This is a genomic window from Corynebacterium xerosis NBRC 16721 = ATCC 373 (assembly GCF_001552415.1).
GTDB classification, from domain to species: domain Bacteria; phylum Actinomycetota; class Actinomycetes; order Mycobacteriales; family Mycobacteriaceae; genus Corynebacterium; species Corynebacterium xerosis.
On sequence record NZ_BCRD01000002.1, the window covers coordinates 79,104 to 92,715 of the forward strand.

10 protein-coding genes are annotated in these 13,612 nt (G+C 71.1%); 6 read left to right on the forward strand and 4 right to left on the reverse strand.

What is annotated here, in order from left to right:
* Nucleotides 1-57: 57 nt before the first annotated feature.
* Nucleotides 58-1,380: a hypothetical protein gene (locus tag CX1_RS03270; protein WP_046650799.1), complete on the reverse strand. Its 1,323-nt coding sequence runs from the start codon at nucleotides 1,378-1,380 to the stop codon at nucleotides 58-60.
* 200 nt (nucleotides 1,381-1,580) lie between these two features.
* On the opposite strand from CX1_RS03270, the gene CX1_RS03275 reads away from it, so the two are divergent.
* Both CX1_RS03275 and CX1_RS03280 read left to right on the forward strand, forming a co-directional pair.
* Nucleotides 1,581-2,864, forward strand: coding sequence for an MFS transporter (locus CX1_RS03275; RefSeq protein ID WP_060925283.1), 1,284 nt, complete (start codon nucleotides 1,581-1,583; stop codon nucleotides 2,862-2,864).
* Between the two features lie 105 nt (nucleotides 2,865-2,969).
* Nucleotides 2,970-3,926: an exodeoxyribonuclease III gene (locus CX1_RS03280; RefSeq protein ID WP_046651059.1), complete on the forward strand. Its 957-nt coding sequence runs from the start codon at nucleotides 2,970-2,972 to the stop codon at nucleotides 3,924-3,926.
* A 95-nt stretch (nucleotides 3,927-4,021) separates the two neighbouring features.
* Here the strand turns inward: CX1_RS03280 and CX1_RS03285 are convergent, their stop codons facing one another.
* Nucleotides 4,022-4,876: an N-acetylmuramoyl-L-alanine amidase gene (locus CX1_RS03285; RefSeq protein WP_082719066.1), complete on the reverse strand. Its 855-nt coding sequence runs from the start codon at nucleotides 4,874-4,876 to the stop codon at nucleotides 4,022-4,024.
* Between the two features lie 7 nt (nucleotides 4,877-4,883).
* The gene (locus CX1_RS03290) at nucleotides 4,884-7,703 is read right to left on the reverse strand and encodes a DUF6541 family protein (protein WP_052753290.1); all 2,820 of its coding nucleotides are present in this window, start codon (nucleotides 7,701-7,703) and stop codon (nucleotides 4,884-4,886) included.
* A 327-nt stretch (nucleotides 7,704-8,030) separates the two neighbouring features.
* On the opposite strand from CX1_RS03290, the gene CX1_RS03295 reads away from it, so the two are divergent.
* From CX1_RS03295 to CX1_RS03305, 3 genes are all read left to right on the forward strand, one after another.
* Nucleotides 8,031-8,552: a hypothetical protein gene (locus CX1_RS03295; protein WP_060925284.1), complete on the forward strand. Its 522-nt coding sequence runs from the start codon at nucleotides 8,031-8,033 to the stop codon at nucleotides 8,550-8,552.
* Between the two features lie 48 nt (nucleotides 8,553-8,600).
* Nucleotides 8,601-9,686, forward strand: a complete 1,086-nt coding sequence (trpS, locus tag CX1_RS03300; protein WP_046651057.1) for a tryptophan--tRNA ligase — start codon at nucleotides 8,601-8,603, stop codon at nucleotides 9,684-9,686.
* Nucleotides 9,687-9,832: 146 nt separating this feature from the next.
* Nucleotides 9,833-10,858, forward strand: a complete 1,026-nt coding sequence (locus CX1_RS03305) for a YhjD/YihY/BrkB family envelope integrity protein (RefSeq protein ID WP_046651056.1) — start codon at nucleotides 9,833-9,835, stop codon at nucleotides 10,856-10,858.
* Here CX1_RS03305 and CX1_RS03310 read toward each other — a convergent pair whose 3' ends face one another.
* On the reverse strand, nucleotides 10,859-12,259 hold the full coding sequence (locus CX1_RS03310; protein ID WP_193600460.1) for a D-alanyl-D-alanine carboxypeptidase family protein: 1,401 nt from the start codon (nucleotides 12,257-12,259) through the stop codon (nucleotides 10,859-10,861). It lies immediately after the preceding gene.
* 98 nt (nucleotides 12,260-12,357) lie between these two features.
* On the opposite strand from CX1_RS03310, the gene CX1_RS03315 reads away from it, so the two are divergent.
* The gene (locus tag CX1_RS03315; RefSeq protein ID WP_046651055.1) at nucleotides 12,358-13,536 is read left to right on the forward strand and encodes an adenosine deaminase; all 1,179 of its coding nucleotides are present in this window, start codon (nucleotides 12,358-12,360) and stop codon (nucleotides 13,534-13,536) included.
* Nucleotides 13,537-13,612 lie beyond the last annotated feature (76 nt).

Genomic DNA, 13,612 nt, shown 5'->3' on the forward strand with positions numbered 1-13,612 from the left:
AAATCGTGCGCGCCCGGGGACGCGCGCTCGGAGAGAGCGGGGAGGGCGTGCGGGGGATCAGCTCCGGGTGTCGGTCGAGGCGTCGTCGTCCGTGCCGCCGAACGGCTGCTGGTCCTGTTGCCCGCCGTACTGTTGCTGCCCCGGGTGGTTCCCGTAATGCTGCTGGGGCTGCGCTCCGCCGTACTGCGCTCCGCCGTACTGGGCTCCGCCGTACTGGGCTCCGCCGTACTGCTGCGGGGCCTGCTGCCCGCCGAACTGCGCTCCGCCGTATTGCTGCCCGCCGTACTGGGGAGCCGCCGGCTTCGGCTTCTCCACGTACGCGCCGGAGAGCCAGGCGCGGGTGTCGGGCAGGATCGCCAGCACGGTCGCGGCGGCCCAGGCGAGCACGAGCAGGGCGTCCGCCGTGATCGTCAGGGCGCTGCCGAGATCCAAGGCGACGTTGAAGACGATCTCGTTCAGGTACGCCAGTGCCATCGCCGCCGGGATCGCGATCGCGGGGATGACGGAGGCGGAGTCGCCGACCTTGAGGATCTTGGGGACGAGGAGCGAAACGAGGATCACCGACAGGATGTGGAGGTAGGTTGCGCCGGCGGTGGAGTAGCTGTCGGCGAGCCGCATCAGCAGCCCGACCACGATGAGCAGGACCGCGAATGCGCCGATGCCCGCCAACGTGAACATCAGGCCCTTCGCGAGGCCCGGGACCGCCGCGAAGAGCTGCTTGAGTCCTCCGTCCGGGGCGGGGCGGTGCTGCGCGGGGGCGCTGTGGAGCGGGGCCCCGTAGGGCTGCGCCTGCGTGGCCTGCGATGCCTGCGGTGCCTGAGCGGCATGGGCGCCCTGGGCGGCCCCGAAGGCCGGGGCGGAGGTCCCGATGGGGCCCGCGGCCTCGGACGGCTCGCGCTCCGACGGCGTGGAATCGGACGGCTCGCGCTCGGACGTCGTGGGCTCGGGCGCGGAGGCCCCGGAATCGTCTGCGCCGCCGTCGGAGATGGCCGCCGGGATCACGGTCGTGGTCTCGGAGTCGTGCGACCGGGAGTCCGCGGCTCCGTAGCGGTTCACCGGCTGCTGCTGCGTGTGCTGCGGCTGCTGGGTCTGCTGCGCCTGCTCGTCGGGGAAGGAACCGGTGGCGGCGAGGGTCCGCAGTTCCGGGATGCCCATGCGCGGGGCGGACCCGTCGGCCAGGCGGGCGTCGTACTTGGGCCGGAGGCGGTCGTCGCCGAGCACGGCCAACGCGGCGGAGTTCTCCTGGACCCGGGCATCGTGGCCGGGGACCCCGTCGCGCTGCAGGCCCTCGAGGGTGGCGATGATCGCGGACCGCAGGTCGCCGGTCGACGAGCCCTCGTCGAGGCCCAGGCTCTCATAGAAGTTGTAATGCTCGGTCACGCTTGTCCTTTCGAAGGTTGACCGGGCATGCGATGCCCGAGGTCCTTGTGCACGGTTGTTCACGATAACCAACCTTCCGGCCATCCGCTATGATTGCCGATTTCCTCCGGGTGGCCCCATAACCTGCGGCTTTGCCGCCCGGACCAGCATCAACACCGTATCGATTCAGCTCGCTCATGCGCCCGCACCCGGGAGGACCCATGCCCAAGACCGCTCACGCACCGTCATTCTCGTCACACCGGCGGCCAGTCCCGCGCCAGGACGACGTCTCCAGTGCCCGGCGCAACTGGGTCGTCGCGGCGCTGTCGGTGGGCGCGTTCGGCATCGGCGTCACGGAGTTCGTGGCCATGGGCCTGCTGCCGTACATCGCGGCGGACTTCGGCCGCAGCGAGGCGGAGTCCGGCGCGGTGATCTCCATGTACGCCCTCGGCGTGGTCGTCGGCGCCCCGCTGATCACGGTGCTGACGGGATCCGTGCCGCGCCGCCGGATGCTCCTGCTGCTCATGGCGGCGTTCACCATCGGCAACGGTGCGACGGTGTGGGCGGGCTCGCTCGGCTCCTTCGGCGCGGTGATGGCCTCCCGCTTCATCGCGGGCATTCCCCACGGCGCCTACTTCTCGGTCGCCGCGCTCGTCGCAGCGTCGCTGGCCGCGCCGGGCAAGCGCGGCCGGGCGGTGGCGCTGTCGGGGATGGGCCTGTCCGTGGCCACCGTCGCCGGCGTGCCCGCCGCACAGGCGCTGGGCCAGCAGTTCGGCTGGCGCTCGGCGTTCGCGCTCGTCGCGGTCATCGGCGTCGCCGCTCTGATCGCCCTGTGGTTCGCCGTCCCGCACATGAACCGCATGCCGGCCACCCGCCCGTTGGAGGAGCTCGGCGCCCTGGCCACCCCGCAGGTGTGGTTCACCGTCGCCATCGGCACGGTCGGTTTCGGCGGAATGTTCGCGGTGTACACCTACATCACGTGGACCATGACGGAGGTCGGCGGTTTCGCCGAGAACCTGATGTGGCTGGTGCTCATGGCCTACGGCGTCGGCATGGTGGTCGGCACGTACCTGGGCGGCTGGGTCAGCGACCGCGTCGGCGACATGGGCCTGCTGTGGACGCTGATCGCCATGGCCGTCGCGCTGGTGGCCTTCTACTTCTCCGCCCCGTACGGCTGGTTGGCGGTGCTCAACTTCGGCGTCATCGGCATGCTGGGCTCGACGCTCGTGCCCAACCTGCAGACCCGCCTCATGGACGTGGCCGGTCGCGCGCAGACCCTGGCCGCGGCGCTGAACCAGGCGGCGCTGAACATGGCCAACGCCGGTGGCGCGGCGCTGGGCGGCGCGGTCATCGCGGCCGGACTGGGCTACCGCGCCCCGGCGCTGGCCGGTGCGGTGCTGGCGCTCGCGGCGATCGTCGTCTGGGCTCCCGCGGCGTGGCTGCGCGCGCGGGCGCTGCGTTCCGGCGCCGAGCGCGAGAAGGCGGTGCTCCGCGCCTCCGAGTGAGTTTGGGTGGCTGAGTGAGTTCGGGCCGCTGCGTGGGTTCGTGCCGCTGCCCGGGGGCGCGGGCCGTCGTCAAGCGGATCCGGGCGGGGAAGTAGGCTGCCGGGCATGCCGCTCACCATCGCAACTCTCAACGTCAACGGCATCCGCGCCGCCGTGAAGAAGCGCCACGAAGACAACCTGGGCATGTTGCCCTGGCTGGAGGAGACCTCCGCCGACGTGGTCCTGCTGCAGGAGGTGCGCTCCACCGACGATCAGGCCCGCGCGGCCCTCGCCCCGGCTCTGGAGGCCGGTTGGCACTGGGTCGGCGCGGAAAACGAGCTGGCCAAGGGCCGTGCCGGGGTGGGCATCCTGTCGCGGGCGGAGCTTGACGACGTCCGGGTGGGATTCGGTTCCGACGAATTCGACCGGATGGGCCGCTACATTTCCGGCGTGCTGCGCGCCGCGGATTCGGGAATCGCCGAGGACGTCCGCATCGCCAGCCTGTACCTGCCGTCCGGGTCGGCGAAGACGGAGAAGCAGGACGAGAAGTACCGCTTCCTCGACGCGTTTTCCGGCCATCTCGCCGAGCTCGGCGCGTCCGGCCGCGATGATGCGCACGCCGTCATCGGCGGCGACTGGAACATCTGCCACCGCGAGCAGGACCTGAAGAACTGGCGCACCAACCGCACCAAGTCCGGCTTCCTGCCGCAGGAGCGCGCGTGGATGGACTCCGTGTTCGGCACGTTCCCCGACGAAGCGCCGCAGGCTTCCCGCGTGAACGCCTCCGCCCGAGAACTGGCGGCCGGCGTCTTCACCGACGGCACCGCGTGGGCCGCGCCGGAGGTCAACGACGACCCCGTCTGGTTCGACGTCACCCGCCGCCTGCACCCCGACGCCGACGGCCCGTGGTCCTGGTGGACCTACCGCGGCCAGGCGTTCGACACCGACGCGGGCTGGCGCATCGACTACCAGGCGGCGACGAAGCCGATGCTGGAGCGGGCCGTGACGGCGATCGTGGAGAAGCCGTCGGCGTACGACCGCCGCTGGACCGACCACGCGCCGGTCATCGTCGAGTACCGCTAGCGGCGCAGTCCGCCGGGCCGCCGGACCGCAGTGCCGGCGGCCACTGCGACGGCCACGGTCACGGTCGCAGCCGGATGGCCCGAAGGTCGTGCCGGTCAGTCCGCGTTCCCGATCGTCCGCAGGATCCCGTCGACCACCGCGTCGGCCATGCGGGCGCGACCGTCCGCGGAACCCAGGACGGTGATGTCCGCGGAATCCCTCATGTTGCCGAACTCGACGAGCGCCTTCGGTTTGGTGGACAGGTTCAGCCCGGTCAAGTCCGCCCGCAGGTCGATTCCGCCGTCGCCGAGGTAATTCGACGGGGCGAAACCGGCCGCGACGAACGCGTCGCGGATGTTGGCGGCCAGGGCGCCGGAACCATCTGCGTCATTGCCGGGCAGGGGATCGGCGATGGCGATGACGTGGAAACCCCGGTTGCCTTCGGCCGCACCATCGGCGTGCAGGCTGACCACGACGTCGGCCTCGGAGGCGTTTTCCTTCCGGGCGCGCTCGTCGATGCAGTCCGCGGTGCCGGTGTCGTCGGGCCTGCCGACCAGGACCGTCGCGCCCAGGGCCTCGAGCCGCGGGCGGATTTCCTCGGCCATCAGCCAGTTGAACGTGTGCTCCGGCCAGCCGTCGTTGGCCGTGGTGCCGGTGACCTGGCAGGGCTTTTCGCCCCCGCGCCCGTCCGTCACCATCGGGGTGGGATCCGGCATGACCGCCGCGTGCCCCGGATCGAGGTAGACGGTGCGGCCGTCGAGGGCAGGTTTCTCCGGGGCGGGAGTTGGCCGGGGTGCGTCGGCGCGGGACGTCGGCGTCGCAGCGATGGCCGGCTCGGGAACGTCGCGCACGCCGACGGCACCGGCGTCACCGGCGGGACCGACTCCGGAGCCGATGGTGCATCCCGCCGCCGAAAGAGCGCACGCGGCCGCCAGCACGGAGAGGGCGGCTCGGGTGCGCACGAAGTTCACGCCCCGATCATATGGCGGGGCGCGGGTGCGGGGGTCGCTGCTGGCGCAGCATCGCCGCCACGCCGTCGGCGAGGGCGCGGGCGAAATGGCCCCGCCACTCCCGCGTCTTCATGGTCTTGTTCTCGGCGGCGTTGTCCACGTTGCCGGCCGACGCGATGATCTCCGGGGCCCCCGTCGTCGGCGCGACCCGGAACGCCGGGGCCAGACCGTCGGCCACGTACCCGCGGCGGCCCTCGTCGTCGTACCGGCTGTCCGGGGTGAACCGGTGGAAGACCAGTGCGTCGCGGACGCCGCCGGCGAGGTTCGCCGTCCGTTCCGAACCGAAGCCCGTCGCCCCGGGGTACAAACCCGTCACGCGGATCCCGGAAACGCCCGCGCCCTTGGCGTCCATGCCGACGTTGACCACGGCATCGAAGGTGGAGCCGACGGTTGAGTCGAAGCCGGAGTCGGCGGTGGTGGAGTCGGTGGTGGAGTCGGTGGTGGAGCCGTCGCCGAGCAGCACCGGAGTTGCCCCCCGCCGTCGCAGCTCGGCCACGACGGCGTCGGCCAGGGCCGCGGACATCTCGCGGCCGGCCCGCGCGGCCTTCTCCCCGTTCCCACCGAGCTCCGGGTCTCCGGCGAGGCGCTCGACGTCGTCGAGTTCGCCGTCACCGGCACCGTCAACGTCCCCGGTGCCGGCGCGCACGCCGATGACCGCGCCGACGAGCGTCCGCGCGGCCTCCTCGGGCGGCACGATGATGGGCTGGCGGTGCGGGGTACGTGCGGGATCCGGTCTCGACGGAGGGTGCGGGGAGTCCGCCAGAATCGAGTCGACCCGGCCCGTCGGGTGCATGGCGTCGACGGCGAAGATCGTCGTCGGGCCGTCCTGGTAGACCGGCGTCAGGCCGGGGGACCACCAGGCCCAGGACTTCGACGCCAGTGCCGCCCCTCCCGCCGAACTCGCCGACGGCGGCGACACGAAGACGTAGCGGATCCCGAGGCTGCGCAATGCGACGTCGACGTCGTTGGCGGCGCCGGGGTCGCCCGGCATGCCCGTGCCGGCGAGGTCGAGGTCGTCGAGCGCTTCGGCGCTGAGCTCCGAATCCGGGTCCGGCCACGGGAAGTGGGTGAACAGCGACGGCAGTCCGTGGAGGGCGTACATCCAGCCGGAACCCTCCGAGGGGTTGACCAGGACGTGGCCCTCCATCGCATCGGGCTGCCCGGCGAGCCACTGCATCGCCTCCTTGTCGGCCTCGGACACGTACGTGGTGCCGCGGCCGGCGAGCATCGTGGAGCGGGCCTCGTCACCCGTCGCCCACGCCACGGGCACCAGCGCCACCGACGCCGTCGCCGCCGCGACGATCGCCGCGGTGGCGCGGCGCCGGCGCATGGCGGCACCACCGTGCGGCGGGGAGGCCGGGACGTCGTCAAGCGAAGAACCCGGGCCACCGGAACGCCTGCGCCGCGCGACCCGCGCGACCACGTCGACCAGCCACGCCACCGCCACGCCGATGCACACCAACCGCAGAATGCCCATGGGCGCCTGGATCCGGTAGGCCATGTCGTAGAAGAAGGTGCCCACCGTGCGCAGCCACTCGCCGACCGGATCGGCCCACCGGGCCTGCGCGCTGTCGGCGACGGCGCCCAACACGATCAGCGAGAACACCGGCCACGGCGTCCAGGGGCGCCGGCGGAACAGCAGCACCGCCGCGCCGATGACGGACAAGACGAACGCCGGCGGATACCAGCCGATCTTCTGCGTGTGATTCGACTGGCCCGTCACCGTCCACCACAGGGACTCCGCCCGCCCCAGGCCCACCTGGCCCGTGTACTCGGCGACGGACTCGCCCTGCCCCGTGGCCGCCACCAGCACGGGAGCGAGCAGCACGGCGACGAGCACGGCGGTGACCGCCAGCCGCACCAGGGAACCCAGCCGCGGTCGCGTCAGCCACCACACCAGGGCGAACACCGCCAATGCGACGGCCGCCGCCGGATGGGCCAGGAAGACGCCGGCCAGCGCGGGGATGACCGCGACCGTGCGGCCGGTGAACAGCAGCGCCGCAGTGGCCGGGATCGCCGCCACCGCCAGCAGGTACGGCAGGGAGGCGGTGATCATCAGTGAACCGGTGATCTCCGGCAGTGCGATCGACGCCACGGCCGCGGCGGGGGCCGCAATGGCGGACCACCGGGGACCGGCGACGACCCAGGCCAGAAACGCAGCGCCCGCGGGCAACAGCACCATCGGCGCCACCGCCCCGAACACGTTGCCCTGCAGGATCGGATCCCCGGGCACCAACGACCCCAACGCATGCCAGGCCGACGGGTAGAACATTTCGGTGCCGGTCTCGCGGTTCATCAACTCGCCGGCCCGCGTCGGGGACGCGACGCCCTCCTCGGCCGCCCAGCGCAGAAAATTGTTGTGCCAGTGCATGTCCCACGCCTCGCGCAGGTTGGAGCCGCCGCCCGGGAGGTCGCCCAAGGGCAGCAGATAGCGCACCGAACCCACCGCGGTCACCGCGGCCGCCACCGCGGCGGTCGCCCATTCCGCCGCAGCCGGCCGCGTGAAACGGGATCCCTCGGCGTCGCGGCCGGAACGCGCATTTGCGGCGGGAACGAACGTCGCGGCCAGATACGCCACGGCGGTGGCGCCCGCCCACACCGCCGCGAAGACGGGCCATCCCCATCGGATGTCCAGCGCGCCGGCCACCCACGCGCCGAAGCCGGCGACGCCCAAAATCACCGGGCCGGCGGCGGCCAGCGCGGGCATGGGCCGCAGGCCGGCGGCAATGCCGGTGGCCGTGCCCGGGAGAAGCAGCAGCAGAACCGTGACGGCGGCTGCAGCGAACATGTGCGCCTCACTCGTTCATCGCGCGGCGCCGGGGGAGCCCGTGGCCGCGGAAGGGATCGGAAGAAGGGTTGACGGTCCCACGATAGGCGGAGGGGCCCCGGAAACACGGCTCGGCGAGTCAATGGTCGCGGCGAGTCGCGGGGCTGGGGCTGGAGAAGGGGAGCGGCCGGGCGATCGGGCGGGGACCGGCCGGGTGCGGGGCCACCTCCGATACGGGGGAGGGTGTCGGAGTTGACGTAGGATTGTGCGAAACTCTGAATCGGACGGCCCCGGAGTAACTCGCGTACACCAAGTAGTGCGGACAGGGCCGGGTGAAAGGGGAGTGTCGTGGACGACAGGACGTACGGCCCCTCGGACGGGAGCATGCGCTTCGACGATTTCGACGAATCCGGCGAGCCCCGAGGGCCCCGCGAGCCCGCCGGCCCCGGCGAGCGGCGAGGCCCGGGCCGCGGCAGCGATTCCGGCTCCGGCCCCGATTCCGACTCCACCTTCGACTTCGAGGCCCTGGCGCGCAGCCTCGAGGGCGGCGACGGTGCATCCGCCGGCGTCCCCCTCATCGTGGCCGGCGGTGTTTTCCTCGCATTGACCGTGCTGGCCTTCGTCTACGGCTGGCCGCTGTGGGCCACGGCGCTGTGCGTGCTGGCCCTGGTTGCGGTCGCCGCCGCGGGCATGCTCCGGCGACCGCCGGTGGCGCCGCTGGAGTTGACGTCGAGCGAGCGCGACCGCGTCCGCCGCGTCCTCGGCGAGCACGGCGTGCGGCCGGCCGTGGCGCTGGTCCGCGCCCTCTATCCCGGCGAGTCGAGCGCCGCGGCGGTGAAGACCGTGCGGCTGCTGCTCGAGCGTCGCTGACCGGTCCCGGCGAGAAACCCGCCCGCCGGTCGAACTACACTTTCGGGCATGGCAACGCAGCAGGATCCGACCACCACCACCGATTCGTCCGCATCCGGCCCGGCCGGCGGCTCCCCGGAGCGCCGTCAGCGCGTGCTGTCCGGCATTCAGCCGACCGCGGATTCGTACCATCTGGGCAATTACCTGGGCGCGGTGAAGCAGTGGATCGGACTGCAGGACGACTTCGACGCGTACTACTTCATCCCCGACCTGCATGCGATCACGGTGCAGCAGGATCCGAAGGAGCTGCGCAAGCGCACCATCGCGGGTGCGGCGCAGCTCATCGCGCTGGGCATCGACCCGGCCAAGTCGGTGCTGTTCGTCCAGTCGCATGTGCCGGAGCACGCGGAGCTGAGCTGGGTGCTCACCTGCCTGACCGGTTTCGGCGAGGCGTCGCGCATGACGCAGTTCAAGGACAAGTCCGCCAAGCAGGGCTCGGATCACACGTCGGCGGGCCTGTTCGCCTACCCGATGCTCATGGCCGCCGACATCCTGCTCTACCGCCCGCAGCTGGTGCCCGTGGGCGAGGATCAGCGCCAGCACCTGGAGCTGGCCCGCACCCTGGCGCAGCGCTTCAATTCCCGCTACAAGAAGACGTTCGTCGTGCCCGAGGCCCACATCCTCGAGGGTTCGGCGAAGATCTACGACCTGCAGGACCCGACGTCGAAGATGAGCAAGTCGGGCTCGAACCCGAAGGGCATCGTCAATCTGCTCGACGACCCGAAGGTGTCGGCCAAGCGCATCAAGTCGGCGGTGACGGACAACGACGGCGACATCCGCTTCGATCGCGAGAACAAGCCGGGCGTGTCCAATCTGCTGGTCATCCAGTCGAGCCTGACGGGCGTGCCGGTGGACGACATCGTCGCCGGCTACCAGACCGCCGGGGCCGGGTACGGCCAGCTCAAGGGTGATACGGCGGAAGCTCTGGAGGCGTTCACCACCCCGCTGCGCGCCCGCTACGACGAGCTGATGGCCGACCGCGGCGAGCTCGAGCGCATCCTCGCCGATGGCGCCGACCGCGCCCGCGAGGTCGCCTCCCGGACCCTGGAGCAGGTCTACGAGCGGGTCGGTTTTCTCCGCTCGGCGGGTCGGTAACGGCTTAGCTTCTTTACGGCTGCTTTACGACGCTCACCGCGTCGCCGAGAGGGCGGACCGGTAAACTGGCCCCGTAACGTTCGCCCGGATGATCGGGGCCGGTGACCGGCCTCTTTCCTCCCCCACGACGAAAGCAGGTTCGAGCGGTGGCAACATCGACGCGTCCCGACCCGAAGAAGACCGATCGCTACGGCATCGAACGAGTCACCGACGACGATCCCGGTTTCGTCGACAAGATGCGCATGAAGTACGGGTGGCTCGACCACGTCATGCGCATGCAGGAGCGGTACTCGCAGGAGGGCGGCAACCACTTCGCCGCGGGCGTCACGTACTTCTCGGTGCTGTCCGTCTTCCCGCTTTTGATGTTGGCGTTCGCCATCCTCGGTTTCGTGCTGCGGGGCAACGACGAAATGATGCGGACCATCGAGGACGGCATCACCCAGAACCTCAGCGGTGAGATGGGCGAGACGGTGACGTCGATCATCGACAGCGCGGTGAGCCAGGCCGGCGGCGTGTTCACCATCGGTTTCATCACCGCCCTGTGGTCGGGCCTGAGCTGGATGGGCAACCTGCGCATGGGCGTCACCGCCCTGTGGAAGCGGCCGATCATCGCCGAGAACTTCGTGCTGGGCAAGCTGCGCGATTTCATCCGCCTGCTGGGCATGATGCTGATGATCGCCCTGACCTTCGCCGTCACCGCCATCGGTTCCTCGGGCCTGACGTCGTCGCTGGTGGAGAAGGTCGGCCTGGACGGGGTGCCGGGCATCGGCATCCTCACCACGGTCGTCGCCATCGCCCTGGGCCTGGTGGCGAACTGGATCCTGTTCTTCTGGATGCTCGCGTCGCTGCCGCGCGGCAAGGTCCCCATGAAGCCCGCCATGCAGGGCGCGGTCATCGGCGCCATCGGCCTCGAGGTGGTCAAGCAGCTGGGTTCGCTGTTCTTCTCCAACGCGCTGTCGAATCCCGCCGGCGCGGTCTTCGGCCCGATCATCGGTCTGATGGTCGTGTTCTACCTGATCTGGCGCATCACCATGTACGCGTCGGCGTGGACGGCCACCACCGAGGAGGCGATGGCAATGGAGAAGCCCGACGCCCCGCCGCCGGCCGTCATCAACGTCCGCCCGGAGGCAGCGGCCCCGAAGGGTTCCGTCGCCCGCCTGCTGCGCCTGTGATCAGCGTCGCCTGGACCTGACGGCGAACCAGCCGACGGCAACCAGCACCAGGCCCGCGGCGCCGGACACGATCGCGATGTCCCGCGTCGACGGGCCCCCTTCATCCTCGTCGCCCGTGGCGTCGAGGATTTCGTCTTCCATGTCCTCCGGGCCCAGGTCGTCCGCGCCGTCGCCCGCAGCGGGAATCGCGAGATCGCCGACCGACGAATCGGGGGCCGTCGCAAAGCCCGCTTCCAGCAGGGCCGCGGACTGCTGCCATGCGCGGGGGCCTTCCTCGACCGTGGTGTCCAGGACGATGGTGCCGAGGCGGCGGCCGTCGCGGGCGGCGAAGCCCACGAAGGTGTGGCGGGCGTCGTCGGTGAATCCGGTCTTGCCGCCCAGCGCCCCCTCGAAACCGGAGGCGAGCAGCTGGTTGTCGTTGGACATGGTGAATCCCTCGATGCCCGCCTCCTCGTCGCCGGGCATTTCGGTCAGCGGGGTGCCGCTGAGGCGCTCGTACTCCGGGTCGGCGAAAGCGGCGGCGTAGAACAGCGCCATGTCGAATGCCGAGGTGACCTGGCCGGGGCCGTCGAGCCCGGTGTAGTCGGCGATGCGAGTGTCCGTCGCCCCGAGTTCGCGGGCCTTGCGGTTGACCTTGCGCAGGGTCTCGTCGCGGCCGCCGAGTGCCTGGGACAGCGCGGAGGCGGTGTCGTTGCCGGAGCTCATCAGCAGCCCCAGAAGAAGCTTTTCGACGGTGTAGTCCACGCCCTCGAGAATTCCGGCGCGGGATCCTTCGATGGCCGCGTCCTCGTGGCGGACCGTGATGGTGCGGTCCATGGGGAGTTCGTCGATGGCGACCAGCGCCAGCAGGACCTTGGCGATCGACGCCGGACGGTAGCGCCCGTGCGGGTCCTTCGCCGCGATGACGTCGCCGCTGCCGGCGTCGAACACGATCCACGCGGATGCCGCGACGTCCTCGGGCGCGGTGAAGCCGCGGGCGGCGACGACGTCGCAGTCGGCCATGCGCGGGCCGCCCGCCGGGGTCGCGGGCACGGGCAGTGGATCCGGGGTGGGGGATCCGGGTGCGGGAACCTCGGAGGAATCCACGGCAGGCGGGGGAGTGGTCCGGTACGCGCAGTCCCGGGTGTCGCGGCGCCCGGGGGCGGGCCCCACCGTTTCCTCTTCCTTCGACTCCTCTTCCGGCGCCGAGTCGTCGGGCGCGGAAGTTCCGTCGGGCTCCGGTGCGCCCGGTGCAGCCGGTGCAGCCGGTGCAGCCGGTGCGGCAGGTTCCGACGTCGGGGCGGCCACCGCCGGGTGTCCGGCGGTGAACGGGGCGGCCGCCAGCATCAGGGTCGCGGCCATGGCGAGTGCGGTGCCGCGCGACGCCGGACCTGCGGCGCGGAGGGGGTTCGTGGTGTCCATCGCCAGATCACGCTAGTCCCTCGTCTCCGCCGGTCCGGACGCGGGTGACCCCCATTTGGAATGGAACCGAGGGTGAATCTGTTATACGCTGACCAGTCATGCACAACTCACCCGAGATGAGCCTCGACCCTCAGCAGGTCGAGGCGAATGTCGTCGCGGATCTGCCGAAGGTGGTCCTCCACGATCACCTCTCCGGCGGACTGCGCCCGGTCACGCTCATCGAACTCGCCGAAGATGCGGGGTACGAGGGGCTGCCCTCGTCGGATCCCGAGGAACTCGCGCGTTGGTTCGTGGAGGCGGGCAACGCGGGCAGCCTCCCGGCCTACCTCGAGGCGTTCGCGCACACCAAGGCCGTCACCCAGACCGCCGAGTCGCTGACCCGCATCGCCCGGGAGGCCGTCGAGGATCTCGCCGGCGACCGCGTCGTCTACGCGGAACTGCGCATCGCCCCCGAGTTCCACGTCGACGGCGGGCTGTCGATGCAGCAGGTCGTCGACGCCGTGGTCGAGGGCCTGATGGAGGGCGAGAACGCCGCCGCGGAGGCGGGCCACGACATCACCGCGCGGCTGATCCTGTCGGCCATGCGCGATCGCGAGCGGTCGGGGGAGGTCGCGCAGCTCGTCGTCGACAACCTTCCCGACAACGCCGACCACGACTACGTCGTCGCGTTCGACCTGGCCGGCCCCGAGGAGGGCCATTCCCCGGATCTGCATTCGGCCGCGTTCGACATTCTGCGCGAGCACCTGGCCCCGGTCACCATCCATGCGGGCGAGGGCGCGGGACTTGATTCCGTGCGCGCCGCCGTCGTCGCCGGCGCCAACCGCATCGGCCACGGCCCTCGCGTTTTCGAGGACCTGACGTCGAGCATGGACGGCGTCGAGCTGCAGCGGCTGTCCGGCCACATCCGCGACCGGTGCATCCCCCTGGAGCTGTGCCCGACCGCCAACGTGCAGACGGGGATCGTCGACGCGATGGCGGACCACCCGTTCCCGCTCCTCGACGACCTGGGCTTCACCTGCACCGTGAACACGGGCAGCCGGCTGCTGGGCGGCACGACGATGACGCGGGAAATGATGATCCTCGTCGACGTCTTCGACTACGGCTACACGGAGCTGTTCCAGCTCACGTGCAACGCCATCGAAAGCGCCTTCGCGGATCTGCCGACCCGCGAGCGCATCCTCGACACCCTGATCTACCCGCCCTACCTGGAGCTCACCGACCAGGACGGTGACGGCGAGATCGACCCGTGCGAGGACGAGGAGCCGACGATCGGCTGATCCCGCGCCGCACTCGTGACGCGAAAAGGACCGCCGCCCGGAGCATTCCGGGCGGCGGTCCTTCGCCGTGCTGGCG

Excerpts from the sequence above, each read along its gene's own strand:
- CX1_RS03280 (WP_046651059.1), top strand. The coding sequence starts at position 2,970 with ATGCCGCTCACCATCGCAACTCTCAACGTCAACGGCATCCGCGCCGCC.
- CX1_RS03315 (WP_046651055.1), top strand. The coding sequence starts at position 12,358 with ATGCACAACTCACCCGAGATGAGCCTCGACCCTCAGCAGGTCGAGGCG.
- trpS (WP_046651057.1), top strand. The coding sequence starts at position 8,601 with ATGGCAACGCAGCAGGATCCGACCACCACCACCGATTCGTCCGCATCC.
- CX1_RS03275 (WP_060925283.1), top strand. The coding sequence starts at position 1,581 with ATGCCCAAGACCGCTCACGCACCGTCATTCTCGTCACACCGGCGGCCA.
- CX1_RS03290 (WP_052753290.1), bottom strand. The coding sequence starts at position 7,703 with ATGTTCGCTGCAGCCGCCGTCACGGTTCTGCTGCTGCTTCTCCCGGGC.
- CX1_RS03310 (WP_193600460.1), bottom strand. The coding sequence starts at position 12,259 with ATGGACACCACGAACCCCCTCCGCGCCGCAGGTCCGGCGTCGCGCGGC.